Genomic DNA, 22053 nt, shown 5'->3' with positions numbered 1-22053 from the left:
CGGGCGATTGGATGCCCGTTTTGGCTCGGGGGGCACGCGCGGAAGGTGGCGAACTGCCGGAAGGGCTACCGACATTGGAAGATCAGGCTGGTCGCCGGAGAGCTTGCCGGAAGGTCTGCCGGAAGCACCCGGTGCATTTGCGGATTTGAGCGGTTTAGCCGAAACGCAGGGACAGGCGCAGGATGCGGTCGCTGGAGCGCTGGGGGACGCGACCGAACAGGCGCAAGCCGCTGCGGATGCTGCCACCCAGCAGGCACAGCAAGCCTATGATCAATTCTGGGCAGACTATTACACGGCGGTCGAGACCACCGCGCAGGTCTACTACGACACGATGACGGCAACGGCGGATTATCTGCTGGCGAGTTATGCAGCGGCGGTCGACTATACGACGCAGACGGTCGATTACTACCTCGCCTATGCCGGGCAGTGCTACTACTGCGCCTGTATCCGTGGGACTGCTACAGTTACGCCTATGACGCTGCGACCAACAGTTACTACTTGTAGGCGCTGCCAGCGATGCGCCCAGCGGCACGACACTTGGCGATGTCACCGTCAATGTCACCGTGCCAATCAGCGGACCCTCGGCGGAGGCTTACAAGCGCTGGTCGTGTGCCAACCGATCAGCTTGGCGCGGTGATCGAACCGCTGTGCGGGGAAGCGACGAGGCCGTCCAGCGGGATCGGTTATGTGCCGGACGAAATCGAAGCGCAGCTCTCAATGCGACAGGCATCAGCGGTGACCTATTGGGGTCTGCTGACAGGCGGTGTAGGCGCGGTCATCGTGGTGACTGTTCTACTAACCCGCCAACTTGCGATCACGGCGTATCTCAGTGTGCAGTTGTCGAGCGCATCGACCGGGATGTGCGGCTTGCTGGCTGGCGCGGCTGTGCCCACAACTCGGAGGCGGCTCTGGCGCTGTCCACGGTGTATCCAAGTTGGACGGCCTCTTTCAACCAGATCACAGATGTGGAACAGGGGTTGGCGTTTTGGCCACCACAGCCAGCGTCGGTTATGACGTGGACACCTAAGCGCCGATTTCAACGGCCGGGTAGTTTATGCAGGCGTGGTCGACGTGAACGGCGCGGTTCGTCTACGCAGTGGTCGGCGTGGGCGCGGGCTACGCCAGTCTCCTCGGCTAATCATCAGTCGGCATCAGCAGACGAGGCCTATTCTGTCCGCCGTACAGAATAGGCCCACTGTGATTGTTCCTATTCCTCAACAATCTGGTGATCCTCTCCGACAAACGGCGGATTTTCGCCCTGTAAGCGTCAGGAACGCGTATAATGGCGATAGAGCAGAGCCAATGAGACCTGCGCTATAAAGAGATGCATTCATGGTTGAAGGGGAAGACCTTTATGATCCGCTTTGCACGAGTGGTGCTGCTGGCGTTGATCCTCGCGGTGCTCATGTCGTTGATGCCGTCGAAGGCGGCGCAGGCGCAGCTTGAAGACTCGATTCCGACCGCTGAACTCGATCCGACGTTCGCCGTCGAATGGATGGACTTACTGTATCAACGGATCATGGCGGAAAGCTATAACCCGCCGTCCGCGGCGCGCCTGTATGGCTACGCGGGCGTGACCCTGTACGAAGCGGTTGTGTGGGGTATCCCGACCAACCGCTCGTTGGTCGGGCAGCTCAACGGCCTGAACGATTTGCCATACCCGGATGATGGGACTTACGATTGGACGACGGTCGCCAATGCGGCGCTCAACACGACGCTCAACGGCTTGATGTTCGAAGCGGGCAGCGAAACGCACGACGCCTTCAATGCGTTCTATGCGGAACAGATCGCCAAGTCAGAAACCGAAATCGACGCAGACGTGCTCAATCGCTCGATCCAGTATGGTCAGGAACTGGGCAAGGGTATTCTCGCGTGGGCCGATACCGACAATTACCGCGAAACGCGCGATCTCGAATATGAAATCCCGACCGGATCGCCAGATTTGTGGATCGCGACCAACCCGGATCTGCCGCCTGTGGAACCGTTCTGGGGTGAAATCCGCACCTTTGCGCTCGATTACACCGACGTGTGCGATGTCCCGCTCGACATGCCGTTCAGCGAAGACCCCGAATCGACCTTCTATCAGCAGTCACTGGAAGTGATGAACACGGGCGACGACCTCGACCGCGAACAGCGTGATATTGCGGAGTATTGGCTCGATAATCTGGGTGAAACGGGTACGCCGGCAGGGCACTGGCTGTTGATCGAGAACCAAATGGTCGATCACCTGGATCTCACACTCGATGTGGCGGCGCAGATGTACGGCATGACCAATATGGCGATGGCCGACGCGTTCACCTCGTGCTGGGGGCTCAAGTACCGCGTGCTGCTGCTGCGCCCCGAAACCTATATTCAGGAATACATCAGCCCGCGCTGGCGTCCGTACATCGCGACGCCGATGTTCCCCGAATACCCGTCCGGGCACTCGGTGGTCTCGGGCGCGGCGGCGGAAATGCTGACCACACTGTTCGGTCAGGTGGCGTTCACCGATACCGCGAAGGTCCAGTTTGGGATGGCACCGCGCTCGTACACCTCGTTTGACGCGGCGGCCACGGAAGCGGCGATCTCGCGCCTGTACGGCGGCATTCACTACCGGACAGCTATCGAAAATGGCGTTGATATGGGCGAGTGCGTCACCAATCACCTGCTGGATCGCATCATCATGAATCAGATCACGCAGGGCGAGTAATTTCCCGCTCTCACTACCGTTCGCCGAAACCCCCGCTATAATCAGCGGGGTTTTTGCTGGAATAGAAAGAGAGTCGCATGTGCAGTGGCGCTGCCTTCATCATCGGTTTGATCCTTCTGTTTAAAGGCAATACGCGCTTGTTTGAACGCAATCTCCCCGCGCCCAAAGTGCGCGTCATTGGGATGATTCTCATGGCTCCCTTCATCATCGCGGTGTGCGCGGGTTTCACGCTGGTTTCGGCGGTGATCGACGAAAATACGACCTTTGACGATCTGGTCAGTTCACCGGATGTGCAGAACGTGACCATGATCGAATACGGCGCGCTGGCGTTGGCCGTGCTGCTGGCGGCGTACAACATCTTCACGCTGCCCAAAGAAGCGCCGCTGACCGCGCCGCCGTCGCAGCGCTTCTCGTTTGATACCCCGCCGAGCGTAGGCGAAGTGCCGAAGATTATGACGGTGGAAGAGGTGGCGCTCTATCTGCGGGTGAGTCCTGATGAGGTGCTGCGGCTAATCAATGAGGGCAAGCTCGGCGCGGCGCGCATCGGCAGCACGTACCGCATTGCGCGGATCGCCGTCGAAGATTTCATTGCGCGGAAAGAATAAAGTTCACAGTGATCAGTTGACAGTTCACAGTCAAAACAGTTTTTAGCTGTCAATTGTGAACTGTCAACTGTGAACTGACTTTACCCCTCGTAATACCCATCGATCAGCGTGAGCGCCTGATCGAGGCCTGCCAGACCATCTTGCAACTGCGCTTCGCTCACGGTGAGCGGCGGCGTATTGAAGATCATGTTCCAGCGCGTGAACACGTTCATACCGGATTCCTTGAGTGACTTGGCGACCTTCTGCATCGGCTCGGTGAGCGGCTTGTTGTAGTCGCTGAGCGGTTCGCGCGTGTCCCGGTTCTTGACCAGTTCCAGCACCTGATGCAGCCCCGCGCCGCGAATTTCCCCGATGACCGGGTGCTTTTCCGCGAGGTCGTTCAAGCCCTTGCGCAGCACCTTGCCCATGTCACGCGCCCGTTCGATCAGGTTTTCTTCGCGGTAAACCTCAATCGTGGCGATACCCGCCGCCATCGCCAGCGTGTGCGCGCTGTAGGTCAAGCCCGCCCACAGGGTGTTATTGTCGAAATGCGCGGCGATCTTCTCGCTGACGATGGTCGCGCCGAGCGGCACGTAACCGGACGTGATCCCCTTCGCCATGACCATGATGTCGGGCTGCGCATTCGGGTAGTGGTCGATGCCGAACCATTCGCCCGTGCGCCCGAAACCGCTCATGACTTCGTCCACAATCAGCAGAATGCCGTATTTGTCGCACAGCGCGCGCAACCCGTTGAAATAGACCGCGCTCGGCTGAATGACGCCGCTCGTGCCGCTGTAGCCTTCCACGAGGATTGCGGCGCAGTTTTCCGGGCCTTCGCGAATGATGATGTCGTCGATCAGCTCGATGATGATCGCATCGCCTTCTTCCTGCGTGCGCCCCCGGTAGACCGGGTTGCGGTACGAATATGGATCGGGCGTGCGCACAATCCACGGGACGCCGGGCTCATTCGCCAAACGGCGCGGATCGCCACCCGCGCTGGCCGCCGCGAACGTTCCGCCGTGATAGGAGTTATAGCGGGTGAGGATCTTCTCGCGACCGGTATACAACCGTGCCGCTTTCATCGCATTTTCGATGGCATCCGTGCCGCCATTGGCGAACAGCGTCTTGGTCAGGGTGCCGGGGGTGACTTCCGCCAGCAGTTCACCGAGTCGACCACGTTCTGGCGTGCCAAACGAGGGATTCACGTAGCACAGCTTGGCCGCCTGTTCCTGAATGGCGCGCACGACTTTCGGGTGACTGTGACCGATGTTGACGTTGACCAACTGCGACGCCCAGTCGAGATAGCGTTTGCCGTCCGCGTCATACACGTAGACGCCTTCGCCGCGCTCGATGATGGTCGGGTTCCACGCGCCCTGCGCCGACCAACTGACGAGCGTGAAATCCTTGTTCTGCTGAACCATTTCAGCCGTAGACATGGTGACTCCTAAAGAAAGAAAGGCTTTTATGCTGGCGGGGATTGTAATCGAAAAGGGAAAGAAAGAAAAAGAGGTTCACAGTTTACAGTTCACAGTAGACAGTGAAAGAGTGTCTTTGTACTCTGCCCGTCAAATCATGGAACATGGGCGCCCTGCGCCCTGCCACTCACTTCTCGTTGGACGAGGCATGCCGGGGGTCCTCGAGCAAGATTGCGCCCTCGCAAACGGCGTCCGCTGTTTCCCACGACAACCCTTATCGACGGTCTTTCACTGTGAACTGAAACCCGGATAACTCGCTCACGAACTCGGCTGGCGGCGGCGTCTTCTGATGTGCTGTACGCTCGGTTGGTCGGGCCGCCGCCTGTGATCAGGATGTCTTCGAGGGCGGCGAGGCGGTCGGTGTTCGGTTCTTCGAGCGCCTGCTCCATCTCGTAGCCCTCTTGCAACCACGGCGAGGCGACATTGCAGTTGCCCGCGTTGGCGTAGGTTCGCCCCGCGCGCAGGTAGTATTTCGGATCGGTCGGGTTGGTGTTCATCAGGCGATCATAGGTTTGCAGCGCGTCGTCCAGTTCGAGGCTGGTGAGCTGAATCGTCGCCAGATAGTCGAGGCACGATACATTCGCCGGGTCGGCGGTGACGCAGCGCTCAATATAGTCGCGCGCTTTATTCGGGTCGCCATACGTCTGCATCCAGAAGAAGCCGAGCGCGTAGAGCGCGTCGAGATTATTCGGGTTCTGCTCGACCACGGCTTCGAGCTGTTCCAGCCCGACATCCGCCGCACCCAGCCCCCAGTTCGCCCAGGCCAGTTCGACGGCGATGTGCGGCAGGTTGGGCGCGAGCTCGTAGGCGGTTTGCAAATCCGCTTGGTAAGCCGCTTGATCGAAGTTCGCCGCCAGATTCCACAGCCCGCGCACGTAGAACACCGCCGGATTCTCCGGGTCGATTTCCAGCGCGCGGTCGAGCGTCTGCTCGGCCATTGACGGCATCCCGGCATCGCTGTAGGCGAGCGCCATGTAGGCGAGCGCGGTCGCATTGTTCGGGTCAAGCGAGAGCGCTTGTAACGCGCTGGCGACCGCTTCCGGATAGCGATCATTGCGGGCGAGGGCGAAGGCGCGGATCGCCCAGGCATCCGACGAGAATGGATTCGCGGTGACGGTTTCTTCAGCGGCGGGTAAGGCCTCGGCGGCGCGCCCTTCGATCAGCAGGCCATAGGTGTACTGGTAGTACACACGGGCATCATTAGGCGCTCCCGCTTTGGCCTGTTCGTATTCATCCAGCGCCGTTTCGACCGCGCCCTGCGTCCAGAGCGCGTCGGCGCGCGCGATGCGCTGACCTCGGGTCACTGGTGGGCAGCGGCGTCGGCGCGGCGGCGGTCGCCAGCCCGCTTTGCGCATCGTTCACGCGGTCGCGGATGAATTCCTGCACGGGTGGCCCGAACTCATCGCGCCGCTCGTAAATCTGGTAGCCGCCGAAGATGATGATCGGCGTCAAAATCCACAGCCACAGCCAGCGCAAGCTGGAAACCATATGGCGCTTTTGCCGCTTGCCCACCCGATATTTCTTGGGCGTATTCAAACGCATATTCATAGCGTGCTTATCCGGTAAATGTGCGGAATTGGTGTGGATGGGCGCATACAGGCTCGCGTCCACCACGGGCAGACACCTAGGTCTGCCCCTACGAAATCGACTTGTAACACCACCTAGCTCCCGATGGGTGTCGGCGGGATGGGCGTAGGCGTTGGCGGCTGCGGCAAGGCGCGTCCGGCGTAGCCTTCGCAGTTTTCGGTGATCAGGCGCAGACCGTTGATCGTGTTGATGATGACCGGATCCTCATCATCGGCCACCAGCGAGACGGCGCGCTGGCGGGTGAGCGCATCGCTCAGGATCGTCCAGGCGTCGTTGCACTCGCCGAGATAGTAATGAGACAGCCCGCGCAGATAGTAGCACTCGATCCGTCAGAACCGAGGTCAACGCACTCTTCGAACGACTCGATGGCGCCTTCGTAGTTGCGTTGCGGATACATCGTCTGCCCGAGCGCGCGCCAGGCCTGCGGATACTGCGGGTTGATGGTGAGCGCATCCTCGCAGTAGCCTTGCCCGCGGCGGTGCTCCCCGATTTCGGTGTAGGTCTCGCACAAGCGCAGATAGGCTTTCGCATTCTGCGGCTGGAAGGACAGCACCTGCTCATAGGTCGCAATGGCCAGCGCGTAATAGTCGAGGCCGCCATTCGCGTCGCGTTTAGCGAGCGTGCGATACATGCTGGCAAGTTCGAAATACGGCGAGGCGAGGTTCGGGTTGAGCGCGACTGCCTGTTCCAATTGATCGAGCGCTTCGTCGTAGCGACCCACCCAGATCAGCGCCAGCGCATACACGCGCCGCGCCGATGGATCGAGCGGATCGAGGCGGATCGCTTCTTCCGCGGAGTCGAGCGCCACGTCGTAGCGGTCGATCTGGCGGTAGGCGCTGCTCAAGGCGGTGTAGAGCGGCGAGAAATTGCGGTCACGCTGCAAGCCCGCCTGCGCGATCGGTACGGCATTGGCCGGGTCACCATTCAGATCAATGGCCCGTGCCTTGATAACGTAACCGCGGGGATCGTTCGAGTTGGCGTTGATCGCCTGATCGCCGATGGCGATGGCGTCCTGATAGTAACCGGGCTCGTCGACGCCGAGTTCCAGCAGGACACGTCCATATTCATACATGTAATCGACATTTTGCGGCTGCTGCAGCACCGCCCGGCGGAAATAGTCGCGCGCGCCCTGCATATCCCCGGACATGAACAAGTTCATGCCCTGCGTCGCCAATTCACTGGCGAAGGGAGTCGGCGGCGGCGCTTGCCCGATCATATCGAGAGCCATCAACTGCAACTTGGAAAATTGACTGTCGACGAAGAAGAGAAAGGCGCCAATGAAGAGGAAGTAGAGCAGAATCCAGCGCCATGTCCCGCGTTTTTTCCGATGATCACGGAAGAGCGGTTTCGTATAGTCGCGTTTGATCTGCATAGTTTCTTACGAAGTTACCTCGTTAGTGTAATAGCTTGTGCTTGATTGCACTCAATGTCCATTATACTGATCTCAGGGCGCTTGTTCTAGAGAGGTTCACTTCGGCGTGACGCTGGCCATCAATGCTCTGACCATTAATACTGTGCTGGGCGCCGCCTGCATCCTCGTGATGCTCGCCATGACTCTGTATGCTTGGTCGCGGCAGGATACGATTCAAGGTGGGCGCATTTTCACGCTGCTGCTGCTGTTCGAAGCGATTCGCGTGGCGGGGTATACGCTGGAAATCATCAGCCCCGGCCCGGCCATGTCGCTGACGGCCAGCAAAATTCAGTATATCGGCGTGTTCAGCGTGCTGTTGTGGTTCATCTTCACCCTGAAATTCGCCGGGTACGGGGCGATCGCGGAGCGCGTCGGCTGGTTTTTGGCGATTGTGCCCACGGGTATTTTCGGGCTGGCCGTCACCAATGAACTGCACGGGCTGATCTGGCGCGACATCCATGTGCTGACGACGCCCGCTTTCAACGTGTTTCAGGCGGAATATGGGCCGCTGTTTTACGTGTATTTCGTGTGTACGGTGCTGCTGTTGGGGAGCGGCGTGGGGCTGCTGGTGCGCGCGCATGTCCGCCAGTGGCGGTTGTATCGCTGGCAGATGATCCTGTGGCTGGCGGGCACGCTGATCCCTGCCGCGGGGCAGTATGCGACCGTGTTTGGCTGGTACTTGATCGAAGGCGTCCACCCGATCCCGATCAGCTATCTGGTTGGCGCGGGGCTGCTGACAATTGCCGTGTTCCGGTTGCGGTTTGTCGAAGTGCTGCCCGTGCCCTACGAGACGATCTTCACCAGTTCGCCCAATCCGGTGATCGTGTGTGATCTCAAGCGGCGGGTGCTGGTGTTCAATCCCGCGGCCAAGCCGTTTGTGCAGGCCACGCGCGGCGAGGTCATTGGCCTGCCGCTAACGGCAGCGTGCCCTGAACTGGCGCGGGCGCTCGGTGATCAGTTTGACGCGGAGGACGTGCATTTCAGGGGCGCGGATTATAAGGTGCGGGTCGCACCGTCACTGTCGCGTTCCGGGCAGATGCGCGGCCACATCATCATCCTGAGCGATATTACCCTCATCCGACAGGCCGAACGCGAACAGCAGGCGCTGCTGGCGCGCATCAGCCGCCTTGAAGAACTGAAGACGGAAATGATCCGCATGGGCGCGCACGATCTCAAGACGCCGCTCGGTATGATCAAGGGGTATCTCGAACTGATCCGCGAACAGGACCTCGCCACGCCGATCAGCGACGTGCAGACCTATCTCGAACATATGGATCGGGCGTCGAGCAAGATTTTCCAGATCGTCAACGATATCTTTTCATTGGATCGCATCGAACGGATGGCCGCCGAGCAGACGATGGCGCAGGTCGACCTGACCGCGCTGGTCAGAGAGACGGCGGAGGGCATGAGCCGATCCGCCGCGGACAAGCCGCTGACCTACACGGTGAGCATTGCTGATGCGCCGCTTTCCGTCTGCGGTGACTCCGTGCAGCTCCGCGAGGCCGTGACCAACCTGATCAGCAACGCCATCAAATACACGCCGCCGGGCGGGACCGTGCGCGTACGGCTGTACACCGAAACCGATCAGATCGCGTTTGCGGTGACCGACACGGGAGTGGGCATCCCCGTCGAGATGCAGGCGAAACTCTTTCACCCGTTCTACCGGGTGCGCACGCGGGAAACGGTGAAGATCGAAGGGACGGGGTTGGGCTTGTACTTGGTCAAGGGATCGTCGAGCGGCACTCCGGCAGCATGTTCCTCCAGAGCGAGTATGGCACGGGCAGCACGTTTGGATTTCGCCTGCCGCCCTATCAAGGGACGGCGTAGAGATTAGCCTCATCCCCTCCCGGCCCCCTCCCCGAATCCAGGGAGGGGAGACTGCATCATGTGGCAAGCCAAATTTGTTTTCGTAGGGACGCGATTTATCGCGTCCGCTGATCGCTATGCCCCTCTCCCGTGGGAGAGGGGATTTATGGGTGAGGCGGATCGCCCTTACAGCGTCATGGCGAACCAGTTCGCCGTCGCCTTGATGGTCGCTTCCGCCAAGGTCTGATCCTCGGTCAGCACGTTGTAGATGTGATCCGCGCCGGGGACGAGGTACGAGGCGCGGAGCGCGCCCTGCGCATGTTCGCGGTACCAGTCGAGAAAGTCGGCGGAGCCATCTTCCGACCCGGCGACCACCATGAACGAACCCGTGTAGTTCGGGAATTCCGTCTGATAGTCGAAGTCTTCCAACCCGGTGAAGAAGCCATTGCCCAGCGTGACCATGCGCCAGCCGAGGTCGATCTCGACTGTGCCATTGGCCGCGGCGGCGTCAAAGTTCTCCTGCGTCAATTCTTCGATGAAGATGTCGCGCAGGTTGCCAAACGTCGACCACAGTGCCATCGACTTGAAGGCGTCGGGGTTTTCGCCCGCGGTGAACACGGTGATGCCGCCGCCGAGGCTGAAACCGAGAATGCCGAGGCGCGACGCATCGACGCCTTCGACACCCTGCAGGTAGGCGAGCGCGAGTTCCGCATCGGCGACCATGCCGCTGACCGTGCTGGCGGCCATATCGCCCGCGCTGTCGCCCCACCCGGCGAAGTCGATGCGCAGCGAACCGATGCCGCGTTCGGCGAGGGCGGCGGCGAGGCGCAGGTACATATCGCCGACTTCATTGCGTGAGCTGGCGAAGCCGTGCAGCATGAGCACAGCGGGAACGGGGGAGTCTGATTCCGGCATATTCAGCGTCCCGACGACGCCATTCTCAAGAGTGATCACAGTTTCTCCCTCATTTACGGGGACAGCATCCTGAGCCAACGCGACTCCGGCGAAGCTCAACAGGCACACGAGCGTGAGCGCAAAGGCGAACAAACGCAGTTTCATAATGGTGCTCCTTCAAAAGAGAATATACCCTGTGGAGTATAGCTCTGTGGCGGTGAATGGGGGCGGTGGTAGCGGCTGATTAGGGCTGGGAGTAGGATCAAGTCGAGATTGGTTGCACCTAGGATGGTGGTTATGAACAACACGATTCTGGCAGCGGACGCGGCGGTTGATCTCCAACTGCACACGTTGTACAGCGACGGAACATGGACGCCGGAAGCGCTCATCGATCACTTGATTGCTGAACAGTTCGCGCTGGCTGCCATCACCGATCATGATCGCGTGGATATCACGCCGCTGCTGCAGGCAGTCGCCGCGGCGAAAGGCTTTCATCTGCTGGTCGCCGTGGAAATGAGCACCCACTGGCACGGGGAACTGATTGATGTACTCTGTTTTGGCTTCGACCCGGCGGCGAACGCGCTGCAGCCGGTGGCCGATGGACTCCTACGGCGACAGCAGGCGAACATACGCCAGACCGTCGAGGCGATTGCGCAAGCGGGTTATCCGCTCCCACCGGTGGCTGTCGAGGCGCTGCTCGCTCAGCCCGCCGTGCAGCAGCCCCATCGGTTGGTCGATCTCGTGCGGCAGCAGGGGTACGGCACGCTGGAACGCTCGCCGGGGCGGCTGCTGGTCGATTCCGGCTTGCAGCAGATCACGGTGGACATTGCCGAGGTCGTCGAGTCGGCGCATGCCAGCGGGGGCGTGTGCCTGATCGCGCATCCTGGTCGCGGTGACGGTTACCTGTGCTTCGACAGCGCGTCACTCGATGCCCTGCGCGCTGAAGTCCCGATTGATGGCTTCGAAGTGCACTATCCCAAACATTCGCCGGGGCAAATCGCGCTGTACCAGGCCTACGCCGATCAGCACCACTTGTTGACGAGCGCGGGGTCAGATTCGCATACGCCGGACAAACCGCCGATCAAATACCGCGCGGCGTGGTGTCGCCCGCTGCTGGAGCGATTGGGTATTCAGGTGCAGGGGTAGCACGGCGACTCTTAGGCTACGGGTGCCCGACCGCGCGCTTGTTCTGGCGTGCGCATCGACATCAGCGGGACGCCAATGCCATAAGTGACGAAGTCGCCAACGGGCTGAATTTCTATCACGCACATGTCGTTCAGGTTATCCGGGTTTTCGGTGCGCAGCAGCGACTTCAAGACATCCTTGCTCACAGATGCGGCACTTTGCACGGTTGCCTGACCGGAAAAGGTGATCGTCGCCGCGGGGATTTTGATCCAGAACAGGAAGGGAATGCGCTTGGCAATCGGCACGGTCACCGAAACATGCGCATTTTGGGTCATATGCCGCGCTTTCCACGTGTCTTTGCCTGTGACAACGTAGAGCTTGTGCTCGTGCACGATGTAAACCACGCCGACTGTGCGCGCTTCGCCTTTTTCCGTCACCATGCCCAAGACGGCAAAGAGTTCCTGTTTAAGGCTTGTCCAAACCACTTCACTCGCAAGTTGCAGTACCACGATGACCTCCGAGTCGCTGCATTCCACCACAGATTTTGATGGTAAGCTGAGCGGCTGGAGTCGGCACTGACAAATGCCATCGAATGGGGAAGTCGTTGATCATAGGAACGAGAAACCACAGCACTGAGGTTGCCCGTGTCTAAAGGTGACATGGGCAACAAATCTACGGGGAAGTGCCCTCAGTGTGACTTTCTGGCGGCACATAAACGGTCACGCTGAAGGGGATCGGGTCGCTGGTTTCGACCGTGCCGTCGGCCAGCGTCGCCTGCGCGACCAGTTCCCAATCCCCTTGTTCGAGCGGCCACCACAGCGCCCACGGCTCCGCGTTGACCGTGCCGAGCGTCTCGCCATTCATGGCATACGTCACCGATTCCGTTCCCGGCGGCGCGCCGACCGTCAGGCGCAGGCGCTGCGCTTCGACCGGAAGCTGCGGCGAAATCTGGAAGATCGTGTACGGATCAGGTTCGAGCAGGCGCAGACCGTCGTCCGCGTCCGTCTGCACGATCTCGGCGGCGGTCGGCGGCGGGGTGATGCCGTTGCGGATGCCCCAATCCCGCGCTTCCTGCGGCAAGACCAGATACACGCGGTCGAGACGGTCGACTTCGGGCGTCGAGTCATCGGCTAACTGCCCGGTACGCCGATCAATCGTGAACGTCTGGTAGAAGTTGTCGTATTCGGTTGGCTCGGTGCCGGGGATGAACCACTCGACGCGGCGGCGCGGGCATTCCGGCGTCGCCAGCAGACCGCTCACCGCGCAGACTTCGAGCCGCAATAGATCTGTCCGCTGAGGGAATTCGAGTTCCGGTTGACCAGTCAGCACTTCGCGCATGAACGCGTTCCAGATCGGCGCGGCACCGCTCACGCCCGTCACATCGACCATCGGCGTGTTGTCAGCGTTGCCCACCCACACCCCGCCCACCAGATTCGGCGTGTAGCCGACGATCCAGTTGTCGCGGTAGTCGGTGGTCGTGCCCGTTTTCGCCGCCGCGGGTCGCCCGATGTTGAGCGCGCTGCGCCGCCCAAAGCCCCTGAATGCGCGCCTCGTCGTCGCTCAGAATGTCGGTGATGAGGAAGGCGACCCGCTCGTCGATCACGCGCTGTGTGAGCGGGCGATTCTGCCATTCGTAGAGCACCTGCCCGCCGCGATCTGTCACCTTGAGGATGAACACGGGGTCGATGTGGTAGCCGCCGTTCGGGAAGATGCTGTAGGCCTGCACCAAGTCCAGCAGACGGATTTCGCCGCCGCCGAGCGTGACTGAGAGATCAAGATTGGTGTTGCCGGAGAGCGTGGTCAGCCCGGCGTTGGCCGCCAGTTCGATCATCGTGCTCACGCCGACGTGTTCCAGTGTGACGACCGCCGGGATGTTCATCGAGGAGGCCAGCGCCTCGCGGATGAGCACCGGGCCATGCTCGACCAGCCCGAAATTGGCGGGCGTGTAGCTCTCCAGGCGTCGGGTGACGAACGGTGTCTCCACGTCGAGGATCATGGTGGCGGGCGTCCACGGATCGGGACCCGTCGGGTCGAAGGCGGCGGCGTAGGTAAACGGCTTGAGCGTGCTGCCCGGTTGGCGGTTGGCCAGCGCTGCGTTGACCGCGCCGTCAATCGCCTCGTCAAAGTAGTCCGGGCTGCCGAGCAGGGTCAGCACCTGCCCGGTGTACGGGTCGAGGGCGACGACGGCGGCGTTGTTGGCGTTGGCGGGCTGGCGACCGCCCGCTGCCGGGTGATTCAGCCCGTCGAGCTGGCGGTTGACGATGCGTTCCGCCGCGCGCTGCCAGTCGAGATCGACCGTGGTGATCACGTCGAGGCCGTCGCGGTACAGGGCGTCGGGGTAGTCACGCTCCAACTGCTTAATCACCGCCATGACGAAGTGCGGCGCTTCGATGGGGAAAGGGCTGGCCGCGAATTGCAGCTCGTCGTTGCGGGCGAGTTCCGCCGTCGCTGCGTCGAGATAGCCGTACTGCACCATCAGGTTGAGCACGACAGCTTGGCGATCTTTGGCCGCTTCGAGGTTGGTCAGCGGGTCGTACACGGCGGGCGACTGGAGCAAACCCGCCAAGAGCGCGCATTCCGCCAGAGAGAGATCGGGCGCGGACTTGCCGAAGTAGGCTTGCGCCGCCGCTTCGATGCCGTAGGCGAGGTTGCCGAAATACGACTGATTTAGGTAGAGCGCGAGGATGTCGGCTTTGCTGTAGGCAGTTTGCAGGCGCAGCGCGAGGATGCTCTCGCGCAGCTTGCGGCGCAGTGACCGCTCGGCGCGCTGCTGCGGGTCGAGCAGGAGCGTGCGCGCCACCTGCTGCGTGATCGTGCTGCCGCCCGCCAAGACTTCGCCGCCGCTCACGTTGATCCAGAGGGCGCGGGCGATGCCGACCACATCGACGCCGGGATGGTTGTAGAAGTTGGCGTCTTCGGTGGCGATCACCGCGTCGCGGCAGTGCTGCGGGATGCTCTCCAGCGGAATCGCGGTGTTGCGCCCGCCCGTTTCGCTGTCCGCGAGGATCTCGTAGAGCAGCGTGCCGTTGCGATCATAAATGCGCGTGGAGGGCAGCGTCATGCCCGCGTGAATTTGATCGATGGACGGCAGATCGGCGAACAGCCACGCATACATCGTCACTGCGAACACCGCGCCCAGCGCCGCCGCGATCACACCGAGTTTCTGCCAGCGTTTGAGCGCGCGAAACCGTTTCAGCATGGTCAATCTTTCACACGCGCCAGAGCGGCGCGTAATCGTCCGACAGGGCTTTGACGCTCCGCCACAATCGCTCAACCTCGGCGACTGACGCGGCGAGATCCGCGCCGGGGTGGCGCAGCAGCGCGTCGACGGCCGCCAGATAGCCTTCCGGCTTGATGGCGAAGGCGGCGATCTTGTCCTGCGAGCGTTTGTCGCCCGCGAAATACGTCTCATTGAGCGCATACAGCACATGCGTGAGCTTATACAGCATCCGCGTGAGGCAGCCGACCGTGTTGTAGGCGTCCCCGGTGGCCGCGAAGCCCTGCGCGTGATAGAGCGTAAATTCCGCGCTCCACAGGCTGCCCGTGATCATCTGTGCTTTGAGGGCGGGCGGATACGTCGAGACCGCCGCTTTGAGGGCGGCGATCACGCCGTCGGGATCGTAGACGGGCACACAGTCGTGCGTTTCGGCGAGGTAGATGGTGCTGTGAAAGCCGAAGGTCGGCTGCTGCTCGTAGTCGGTGTGCGTGTGCCCGGCATGCGCCTCTTCGATGGTGCGGCGCACATGGTCGATGCTCCGGTAAAGGAAGTCGACTTTGCCCGCCCGCGTCTTGATCCACGCGCCGCCGTTGACCCACGCGCCCCACCCGTAGAACTCGGTGACTGTGGGCGCGCCCTCTACGCTGATCGCTTCGGCGATAGCGCGAATGGCGGCGAGGTCGAAGGGCGCGGCGTCGTGGTAGTAGAGCGCGAGGTCGAGGTCGGAATCGGGACGCGCGGTGCCGCGTGCCAGCGACCCGCCGATCACGATTGCCGCTACGCCGGGCACAGCGGTCAAGCGCGGCAGCAGGTCGTCAAGTAGGGTTTGTTTATCATCAGGTAGTTTAATCATCATGATCTTAATTTTACCGGAAATTGCGGTGACGAGTGGACAGCGTTTGCCTGACGCCTGCCCGATGCTGAACCCATTCACTCCAACGGACTGCTGCCCGGATGATCACGGGATTCTCATGCCTAATCTGTACAGTGTAGGGACTGTGGTGGAGTGTAAGGAAACGAGACATGACTCAGCCTATTCGCGTTCTCGGAATTTCGGGGAGCCTAAGACAAGGATCGTATAACAGCGCGCTGCTCCGGGCAGCGGGACACCTGCTGCCGGAAGGCATGACCTTGGACACAGCCGATCTCAGCGGCATCCCGCTGTACAACGATGATGTACGGGCGCAGGGTTATCCTGACGCGGTGCAGGACTTCCGCGAGCAGATGACCGCGGCGGACGCGCTGCTGATCGCCACGCCGGAATACAATTTCTCGATTCCCGGCGTGCTCAAAAACGCGATTGACTGGGCATCACGACCGGATGCCAACAAGCAGGTGCCGCTCAAGGGGCAAACCGGTCGCCATCATGGGCGCTGCGACCGGGCTGTTCGGCACAGTGCGCGCGCAGCATCATCTGCGGCAGGTATTGGTGTATACCGACAACCCGGTCGTCAATACGCCGCAGGTGCTGGTGATGACGGCAAAAGACAAGTTTGACGCCAACCTGCACCTCACCGACGAGGCAACCCGCGGGTTCCTGCGCGATCTGCTCAAGAATCTAGCGGTGCTGGTCAACATGTACCGCGCGCAGGGACAGCCTGCCGGGGTGTAGTACAATCCGTCGTTGTTTCCGACCCTTCCCCGAATTCAGGGAGGGGAGACGGATACGAGCGTTTGGGTAGGGACGAGGCATGCCTCGTCCTCAACTTTGTAAAGGCGGTCACGTTTACCTCGCACCGACCTGCTCGCCTCAGCCATGTAAGCCACCAACGCTGCAAGATTCATCAATTCCACACCCACCGGGGACTACCTCGGCGTTTTTGTTTCTGGTATGCTTAGTCAGGATTGACTATCTCCACCTAAAAAGGATCTATCATCTATGAGCATTCAGACTATTCTGTTTCAAGCGCATTCGGGCGTGCGCTGGTTGGTCGTGCTGGCGACCGTCGTCGCGATCATCGCCATCCTGATCGGTTTGTTCCAGAATCGCCCCTATGATGGGTTCGCCAAGCGCTTCATGACGATTTTCGTGCGCGCGGTTGAAATCCAATGGCTGCTCGGCTTAATCGTGTTGATCGCGCTGGGCGTGCCTGAAGGCACGGGCTATCGCTGGGGGCACGTCGCCCTGATGACCGTGGCCGTCGTCGTGGCCCACCTCGACATGCCGTTCCGCCGCCGTCCCGACAACGTGCGTTACATGGTGTCGCTCGCCGTGATCATCGTGACGTTGGTGATCGTCTTCGCGGGGGTGGCGGCGCTGCCCGGTCGTTCGCTGTTCTCGATGTAATGACGGCTATCGAGCGTTTTGACGCTGCGACGGGCGCGCGGATCTACCGCCTGCCCGTCGAGGCGTTCCCCGGTTTCATCGTCTACTGCTACGTGCTGTTGGAGCAGGGCGTCCCCACGCTGATCGACTGCGGGTCGGGCATTGGGAACTCCGGCGATCAGCTCGTGGCGGGGATCGCCGCGCTCCGCACCGAATTTGGGGAAGCGCTGGACATCAGCGACATTCGCCGTGTGCTGATCACGCACGGGCACATCGATCACTTTGGCGGGTTGGGCGGCGTGCTCGACCTCACAACCGCGCAGGTGGGCGTGCATCCGCTGGATAGGCGCGTGCTGACCAACTACGAGGAGCGCGTGATCATCGCCACCAAAGACCTGCGCGTGTATCTGGAACGCGCGGGCATCCCCGCCGAACGACGCACCAAACTCATGGAGATGTACGGCTTCGGCAAGAAGTTCTTCCGCTCGGTGAATGTCGATTTTGCGCTGGACGAGGGCATCGAACTGGATGGCATGCGCTTCATCCACACGCCGGGACACTGCCCCGGTCAGGTGTGCATCGTGATCGGCGATGTGCTGATCAGCGCGGATCACGTGCTGGCGGTGACGACGCCGCACCAAGCGCCGGAGAGCATCACCGCGTACACGGGCTTGGGGCATTACTTCGAGGCGCTGGCGAAAGTCGCGCGGCTCGACGGCATCCGCGTGGCGCTGGGCGGGCACGAGACGCCGATCTACAACCTGCACGAGCGCATCGGCGAGATCCGCGCCAGCCATGAGCGCAAACTGGAGCGCGTGGAGACGATCATGCGCGACATGGGGCAGCCGTGCACCATCGGCGCGATCTCACGCGGCATGTACCCGGAGCGGCACGGCTATGATGTGCTGCTGGCGCTGGAGGAAGTCGGCGCGCACGTTGAGTATTTGTACCAGCATGGGCGGCTGATGGTCGCGAACTTGGACGAGGTCGAACGCGAGGACAACCCCGCCTTGCAGTACGCGCTGGCGTGAGCGGACTCAGGCGGGCGGTTCGAGTGGCACGGTAAAGCGTTCGTCGTCAAGCTGGACGAGCAACTGCTGCGCTGCCGCATCGTAGGTGAGGGTTTTGTTTTCGGGTTCAAAGCCTGCTTGCCCACACCAATCACCGTAGGTGATCGATTGCCATAGAGGCTGACAGGCTAAAAGCAGCGAATCACACTCCATGACCAGATACTGATGATCGGTGCAGATGTCAAAGTCGCTGCGCGTCAGCGTAACGAGTGCGTACTGGTCACGGTCAACACTCAATGAATGCGTAAGTTCAACACTAGTCAAGACGCTGTTGAGAGCGGCAACACTGGCTAGGGCAAGAGCACTAGTCAAAATTACTGAGGCCATGAACCACTTTACATCGCGTCCAACCATGGCGAACAGAAACAGGCACGCCGATCCTAGACAGGCGAGACCGGCTAAAGGCTGGTTCAACGCGCCCCCCCCCCCCCCCGCGTCGGCAGAGGCGGAAAAACGAGGTGATTGCACGAAAATCCATAGCCTTACCCCCATCCCCTGTTCGAACCCATAGTGGGGCGTTTTCCCCTGCCGTGTCGAGGATGTTGACAGCCGCAATGAGCATTCCTAACGAAGCCGATGTGGAGCGCAAGCCCACTCCCGAGAAATCAGGCGTGGTATCGGTGACCACGATCAGCGGCAGCAGGAGCATGTGCTCGGCATAATCCTGCTGAATGAAGAAATCCCGTTCGTCAGGATCACCTGTTAACTCGAGCGACGCGACAAGGTGAACGCGAGACGTGTCGAGGCGTCGGCGGCATGATCGAAGCGTCTTCGGTTGCCGGAACGTATATCGCCGTGCGCCAGCACGGCCGGCGATTACCTCCAGTGACGTCTACCGGAAGTTTCAGCATGGGGCTTTACAGGTGACAGCGGCTTCCGCGCAATCTGTTGGCGCGTCCGCCTGCGATCTCAGCCACACGGGGGGGACTTTCCCCCCCCCAACCCCTCTCCCACGCAAGCGGGGAGAGGGGGAATCTGTCTCCCCTCCCTGAATTCGGGGAGGGGCCGGGGGTGGGGTCGGATCTACCCGTTCACTGTCAACGGATGACTGTGAACCGCTTGATACAACCGCGGCACATCCCGCGCGATCACGCTGCTTTCGCTGCGCCACGCGAACGCTGGCCCCGTGCCACCGTACTCATACGAGACGATCCACGGGGTGGCAGCGCGACCTGCACGCATCTCCTCAATGAACCAGTCGAAGGCTGCCCAATCGGCCTCGGTGAAGCCGAGATGATCCTCTAAGCGTCCATTGTCTAAACGTGTCATACCCGTAACGTGCACTTCGCGGATGCGTTCCAGCGGCAGCCCGCGCACGTACTCGCGCCAGTCGAGGCCGAGCGTCGCCGCGGAGATGCGCGCGTGTGATAGGTCGAACAGGAAACCGCAGTTCGCCGCTTCGATCACTGAGCGGATGACGTCGGGCAGTACCACCGGGCGCAGCACCGGATATTCGTAATCGGTGTCGTCGCCGTGATGCGGCACATTCTCCGCGATCACCTTATCCGCGCCATAGCGCGCCACGACGTCGGCGAGTTCGCGGTGCAGTGTGTCGATCACCTGCTGTGGATCGTACGGCGACGGATAGTCGGGGCGCATGGCCGCGAGGTGCACGTTGACCAGCGGCGTGCTGGTGTCGCGCAGCAGGCGGTCGACCTTGTGCCAATCCATTTTGCCGAGCTGGCCGCGCCCCACCGTGATCGGAAAGTGGACGTAGACGGGTTTCAGCGCGCGGGCATCGGCGATCATGTGGTCCCAATCGGGACACTTGAAGTAGTCGATCGCGATTTGGCCCGCGCTCAGCAGGGCCGCGGCCTGCGGCGAATAGTTAATGGCAAATTGCATCCAGTTTTTCTCCCTGTTGCTGCAATCCGGTCACAGCATACCGTTCATATACACGGGTATGCCTGACGTTTCCCCACCGTTCTTCATGGCGAAACCTCGGATCTATCGGGTATAATTACAAGGTTGAAACGGTGAGAAGATCCGATGACGATTGAAGAACAAATTCGTCAAGCCGCCGCGCTCATCAAGGCGAGTGAGCGGCTTGTAGTCTTGACGGGCGCTGGGGTGAGCAAAGAATCGGGTGTGCCGACCTTCCGCGACGCGCTGGATGGCTTATGGGCAAAATATGATCCCATGCGGTTGGCGACGCCGCAGGCGTTTGCCTCGAATCCCAAACTGGTCTGGGAGTTTTACGAATATCGCCGCCGCTTAATGAGCCCGGCGCAGCCAAACCCCGCGCACCAGGCGCTGGCCGAACTGGAACGACGTATCCCAACGCTGCAAATCATCACGCAGAACGTCGACGATTTGCATGAACAGGCGGGCAGCACGCGCATTATCCGCCTGCACGGCAAGATCAGCGCGAACAAGTGCTCCAAGAGCTGTCAGGGCGACCCGACACCCGTCGATGTGACGACTCTCACCTGGGATGAGCAGCATGAGGTGCCGCGCTGCCCACACTGCGGCGCATATGTCCGCCCGGATGTCGTGTGGTTCGGCGAAATGCTTCCCCTCGATCAACTGGACGAGGCGAAGCTCGCCAGCGCGCGCGCCGATGTTATGCTGGTGGTCGGCACGTCGGGCACGGTCATGCCCGCCGCCGATATGCCGCACATCACGCGGCGGGTCGGCGGCAAGGTGATCGAGATCAACCCGTCAGAGAGCGAACTCACGCCGATTGCCGACGTGTGGTTGAGCGGCGCGGCGGGCGACATTCTGCCCCGCGTGCTGGCGGCGTTGGATGAAGCGTAACGCGGTGGAGACTGTCTGTAGCCTCACCCCCCAGCCCCCTCTCCTAGAGGAGAGGGGGAGGCACCAAGGTTGCCGTCTTAAGTCCCCTCGCCCTTGGGAGAGGGGATTTAGGGGTGAGGCTTTATCTGTGATTTTCGCCCTGCTCCTGCTCTTGTCGTTCACAAGCGTTACCGCCCAGACCACCTCCGTTTATCAAGCGTTCGTCATGAACGGCCCACTGGATCGGCTGACGTTCATCGATGTGCTGACGGGCGCGCAGACCACGTTTGACCTTGATGGCGACCGCTACACGCTCATCAATGGCGGCGTGCTGTTCTTCGACCGCACGACGAACCGCGTCCGCACCGCCGCGCCGAGCGGCACGCTGCGCGATCATCCGTTCGTACAGTTGAGCGGGGATGCCCGGCGCATCGATTGGGCGCTCAGCGGCGATCAGATCGTGTGGACGCTCACCAGCGGCGCAACGCCCACTCTCACGACCACGACCTATGCCGCCAATCTCGATGGTTCGAACGAGCGGCAGGTCTTCGCAGATAGCAACGGCGAAGGCGTGCGGGCCTTCCCGGTCGCCGTGAACGGGACGACGGCCTACATGGATTTTCAGCCGGATAACATTGGCGACATTACGCCGTTTCGCCAGTATGCGGGGTTGTTCGCGCTCGATCTGGCGACCGGAGCGACGGCGATGCTCCCCGGCGAACCGGGCTGTTTCTGCGGCGGCGGCATCGGCGCGGGGCGCTTGATTCGCTTGGCGTTGGCGCCGGATCTCGCCGGGTTCGATGTACATGTCATCGATCTAACACTCGGTTCCGAACACATCATCCCCAGTTTGGGCACATTCACGCAGGGCGGCGATGTGGTGATCGACCCCGGCGGACGTTACGCTGCTTATGCGCTCGGCGAAATTCGCGACCTTGGCCTGCCGACGCAGAGCGTGCGCACGGTCGTCGCGCTGCTCGACCTGGCGACCATGACACAGCGCACGCTCGTCTCCGCGCCGGATCGCCAACTGCGTCCGCTGCAGTTCAGCGAAGGCGCGCTGCTGCTCGGCGATCAACTGGCGAATGAGACCCTCAAAGCGGATCTGTCGACCGGGGATCTAGAGACGGTCGCGCAGGCGGTATTTCTTGGCACAGTACAAAATTCGTGAAACAGCTATAATAAATTCTGAA

The 22053-nt window shown here is 61.2% G+C and carries 24 protein-coding genes; 12 read left to right on the top strand and 12 right to left on the bottom strand.

Features of this window, described 5'->3' with window-relative positions:
• Positions 1–103: 103 nt before the first annotated feature.
• From IPK17_RS10310 to IPK17_RS10295, 4 genes are all read left to right on the top strand, one after another.
• Positions 104–637, top strand: a complete 534-nt coding sequence (locus tag IPK17_RS10310; RefSeq protein ID WP_343417608.1) for a hypothetical protein — start codon at positions 104–106, stop codon at positions 635–637.
• On the top strand, positions 610–1014 hold the full coding sequence (locus IPK17_RS10305) for a hypothetical protein (protein WP_343417607.1): 405 nt from the start codon (positions 610–612) through the stop codon (positions 1012–1014). Before IPK17_RS10310 ends, IPK17_RS10305 begins: the two co-directional genes overlap by 28 nt.
• Positions 1015–1354: 340 nt before the next feature.
• Positions 1355–2689, top strand: coding sequence for a vanadium-dependent haloperoxidase (locus tag IPK17_RS10300; protein WP_343417606.1), 1335 nt, complete (start codon positions 1355–1357; stop codon positions 2687–2689).
• A 77-nt stretch (positions 2690–2766) separates the two neighbouring features.
• Complete coding sequence (locus IPK17_RS10295; protein ID WP_343417605.1) at positions 2767–3294, top strand: helix-turn-helix domain-containing protein; 528 nt, start codon at positions 2767–2769, stop codon at positions 3292–3294.
• 80 nt (positions 3295–3374) lie between these two features.
• Here IPK17_RS10295 and IPK17_RS10290 read toward each other — a convergent pair whose 3' ends face one another.
• The 5 genes from IPK17_RS10290 to IPK17_RS10270 all read right to left on the bottom strand — a co-directional run bounded on the left by IPK17_RS10290 (position 3375) and on the right by IPK17_RS10270 (position 7707).
• Complete coding sequence (locus tag IPK17_RS10290) at positions 3375–4709, bottom strand: aminotransferase class III-fold pyridoxal phosphate-dependent enzyme (RefSeq protein WP_343417604.1); 1335 nt, start codon at positions 4707–4709, stop codon at positions 3375–3377.
• Between the two features lie 134 nt (positions 4710–4843).
• Positions 4844–6052, bottom strand: a complete 1209-nt coding sequence (locus tag IPK17_RS10285) for a tetratricopeptide repeat protein (protein ID WP_343417603.1) — start codon at positions 6050–6052, stop codon at positions 4844–4846.
• Entirely contained in the window at positions 5979–6362 is a 384-nt protein-coding gene (locus tag IPK17_RS10280; RefSeq protein ID WP_343417602.1) for a hypothetical protein, read from the bottom strand. Before IPK17_RS10280 ends, IPK17_RS10285 begins: the two co-directional genes overlap by 74 nt.
• 47 nt (positions 6363–6409) lie before the next feature.
• The gene (locus IPK17_RS10275) at positions 6410–6553 is read right to left on the bottom strand and encodes a hypothetical protein (RefSeq protein ID WP_343417601.1); all 144 of its coding nucleotides are present in this window, start codon (positions 6551–6553) and stop codon (positions 6410–6412) included.
• 35 nt (positions 6554–6588) lie between these two features.
• Entirely contained in the window at positions 6589–7707 is a 1119-nt protein-coding gene (locus IPK17_RS10270) for a tetratricopeptide repeat protein (protein WP_343417600.1), read from the bottom strand.
• Between the two features lie 106 nt (positions 7708–7813).
• On the opposite strand from IPK17_RS10270, the gene IPK17_RS10265 reads away from it, so the two are divergent.
• Positions 7814–9580, top strand: coding sequence for a sensor histidine kinase (locus IPK17_RS10265; protein ID WP_343417599.1), 1767 nt, complete (start codon positions 7814–7816; stop codon positions 9578–9580).
• A gap of 158 nt (positions 9581–9738) precedes the next feature.
• On the opposite strand, the gene IPK17_RS10260 is transcribed toward IPK17_RS10265, so the two are convergent.
• Positions 9739–10611 carry an alpha/beta hydrolase family protein gene (locus tag IPK17_RS10260; RefSeq protein WP_343417598.1) on the bottom strand — a complete coding sequence of 291 codons (873 nt, stop codon included), beginning with the start codon at positions 10609–10611 and terminating at the stop codon, positions 9739–9741.
• A gap of 132 nt (positions 10612–10743) precedes the next feature.
• Here IPK17_RS10260 and IPK17_RS10255 point away from each other — a divergent pair, with 132 nt between their 5' ends.
• Positions 10744–11592, top strand: coding sequence for a PHP domain-containing protein (locus IPK17_RS10255; protein ID WP_343417597.1), 849 nt, complete (start codon positions 10744–10746; stop codon positions 11590–11592).
• Between the two features lie 11 nt (positions 11593–11603).
• On the opposite strand, the gene IPK17_RS10250 is transcribed toward IPK17_RS10255, so the two are convergent.
• The 4 genes from IPK17_RS10250 to IPK17_RS10235 form a co-directional block, all read right to left on the bottom strand.
• A complete protein-coding gene (locus IPK17_RS10250; RefSeq protein ID WP_343417596.1) occupies positions 11604–12080 on the bottom strand; it encodes a pyridoxamine 5'-phosphate oxidase family protein in 477 nt (158 codons plus the stop codon).
• 163 nt (positions 12081–12243) lie between these two features.
• Positions 12244–12984 carry a penicillin-binding protein 1C gene (locus tag IPK17_RS10245; RefSeq protein ID WP_343417595.1) on the bottom strand — a complete coding sequence of 247 codons (741 nt, stop codon included), beginning with the start codon at positions 12982–12984 and terminating at the stop codon, positions 12244–12246.
• Positions 12971–14770: a transglycosylase domain-containing protein gene (locus IPK17_RS10240; protein ID WP_343417594.1), complete on the bottom strand. Its 1800-nt coding sequence runs from the start codon at positions 14768–14770 to the stop codon at positions 12971–12973. Before IPK17_RS10240 ends, IPK17_RS10245 begins: the two co-directional genes overlap by 14 nt.
• Positions 14771–14780: 10 nt before the next feature.
• Positions 14781–15644: a nucleotidyltransferase family protein gene (locus tag IPK17_RS10235; RefSeq protein ID WP_343417593.1), complete on the bottom strand. Its 864-nt coding sequence runs from the start codon at positions 15642–15644 to the stop codon at positions 14781–14783.
• Positions 15645–15811: 167 nt separating this feature from the next.
• Here IPK17_RS10235 and IPK17_RS10230 point away from each other — a divergent pair, with 167 nt between their 5' ends.
• The 4 genes from IPK17_RS10230 (at position 15812) to IPK17_RS10220 (ending at position 18085) form a co-directional block, all read left to right on the top strand.
• Positions 15812–16285, top strand: a complete 474-nt coding sequence (locus IPK17_RS10230) for an NADPH-dependent FMN reductase (RefSeq protein ID WP_502748678.1) — start codon at positions 15812–15814, stop codon at positions 16283–16285.
• Positions 16185–16400 carry a hypothetical protein gene (locus tag IPK17_RS41030; RefSeq protein ID WP_502748631.1) on the top strand — a complete coding sequence of 72 codons (216 nt, stop codon included), beginning with the start codon at positions 16185–16187 and terminating at the stop codon, positions 16398–16400. The genes IPK17_RS10230 and IPK17_RS41030 overlap by 101 nt, the downstream gene beginning before the upstream one ends.
• Before the next feature lie 267 nt (positions 16401–16667).
• Complete coding sequence (locus IPK17_RS10225) at positions 16668–17075, top strand: hypothetical protein (protein WP_343417592.1); 408 nt, start codon at positions 16668–16670, stop codon at positions 17073–17075.
• On the top strand, positions 17075–18085 hold the full coding sequence (locus tag IPK17_RS10220) for an MBL fold metallo-hydrolase (protein ID WP_343417591.1): 1011 nt from the start codon (positions 17075–17077) through the stop codon (positions 18083–18085). Before IPK17_RS10225 ends, IPK17_RS10220 begins: the two co-directional genes overlap by 1 nt.
• Positions 18086–18091: 6 nt before the next feature.
• On the opposite strand, the gene IPK17_RS10215 is transcribed toward IPK17_RS10220, so the two are convergent.
• Positions 18092–18361 carry a hypothetical protein gene (locus IPK17_RS10215; protein WP_343417590.1) on the bottom strand — a complete coding sequence of 90 codons (270 nt, stop codon included), beginning with the start codon at positions 18359–18361 and terminating at the stop codon, positions 18092–18094.
• Positions 18362–19147: 786 nt separating this feature from the next.
• The gene (locus tag IPK17_RS10210; RefSeq protein ID WP_343417589.1) at positions 19148–19969 is read right to left on the bottom strand and encodes a multinuclear nonheme iron-dependent oxidase; all 822 of its coding nucleotides are present in this window, start codon (positions 19967–19969) and stop codon (positions 19148–19150) included.
• 144 nt (positions 19970–20113) lie between these two features.
• Here IPK17_RS10210 and IPK17_RS10205 point away from each other — a divergent pair, with 144 nt between their 5' ends.
• Together IPK17_RS10205 and IPK17_RS10200 are read left to right on the top strand one after the other, a co-directional pair.
• Positions 20114–20881: an SIR2 family NAD-dependent protein deacylase gene (locus IPK17_RS10205; RefSeq protein ID WP_343417588.1), complete on the top strand. Its 768-nt coding sequence runs from the start codon at positions 20114–20116 to the stop codon at positions 20879–20881.
• A gap of 127 nt (positions 20882–21008) precedes the next feature.
• A complete protein-coding gene (locus tag IPK17_RS10200) occupies positions 21009–22031 on the top strand; it encodes a hypothetical protein (protein ID WP_343417587.1) in 1023 nt (340 codons plus the stop codon).
• Positions 22032–22053: the final 22 nt, after the last annotated feature.

This window comes from Candidatus Flexifilum breve (assembly GCF_016713355.1).
The sequence above is the reverse complement of the archived record's forward strand: the minus strand, read 5'-3'. Positions and strand labels throughout refer to the sequence as shown.

Bases quoted from the DNA above. Each gene is read 5' to 3' on its own strand.
- IPK17_RS10300 (WP_343417606.1), top strand. From the start codon at position 1,355: ATGATCCGCTTTGCACGAGTGGTGCTGCTGGCGTTGATCCTCGCGGTG.
- IPK17_RS10295 (WP_343417605.1), top strand. From the start codon at position 2,767: ATGTGCAGTGGCGCTGCCTTCATCATCGGTTTGATCCTTCTGTTTAAA.
- IPK17_RS10290 (WP_343417604.1), bottom strand. From the start codon at position 4,709: ATGTCTACGGCTGAAATGGTTCAGCAGAACAAGGATTTCACGCTCGTC.
- IPK17_RS10270 (WP_343417600.1), bottom strand. From the start codon at position 7,707: ATGCAGATCAAACGCGACTATACGAAACCGCTCTTCCGTGATCATCGG.
- IPK17_RS10260 (WP_343417598.1), bottom strand. From the start codon at position 10,611: ATGAAACTGCGTTTGTTCGCCTTTGCGCTCACGCTCGTGTGCCTGTTG.
- IPK17_RS10255 (WP_343417597.1), top strand. From the start codon at position 10,744: ATGAACAACACGATTCTGGCAGCGGACGCGGCGGTTGATCTCCAACTG.
- IPK17_RS10240 (WP_343417594.1), bottom strand. From the start codon at position 14,770: ATGCTGAAACGGTTTCGCGCGCTCAAACGCTGGCAGAAACTCGGTGTG.
- IPK17_RS10235 (WP_343417593.1), bottom strand. From the start codon at position 15,644: ATGATGATTAAACTACCTGATGATAAACAAACCCTACTTGACGACCTG.
- IPK17_RS10230 (WP_502748678.1), top strand. From the start codon at position 15,812: ATGACTCAGCCTATTCGCGTTCTCGGAATTTCGGGGAGCCTAAGACAA.
- IPK17_RS10225 (WP_343417592.1), top strand. From the start codon at position 16,668: ATGAGCATTCAGACTATTCTGTTTCAAGCGCATTCGGGCGTGCGCTGG.
- IPK17_RS10220 (WP_343417591.1), top strand. From the start codon at position 17,075: ATGACGGCTATCGAGCGTTTTGACGCTGCGACGGGCGCGCGGATCTAC.
- IPK17_RS10210 (WP_343417589.1), bottom strand. From the start codon at position 19,969: ATGCAATTTGCCATTAACTATTCGCCGCAGGCCGCGGCCCTGCTGAGC.
- IPK17_RS10205 (WP_343417588.1), top strand. From the start codon at position 20,114: ATGACGATTGAAGAACAAATTCGTCAAGCCGCCGCGCTCATCAAGGCG.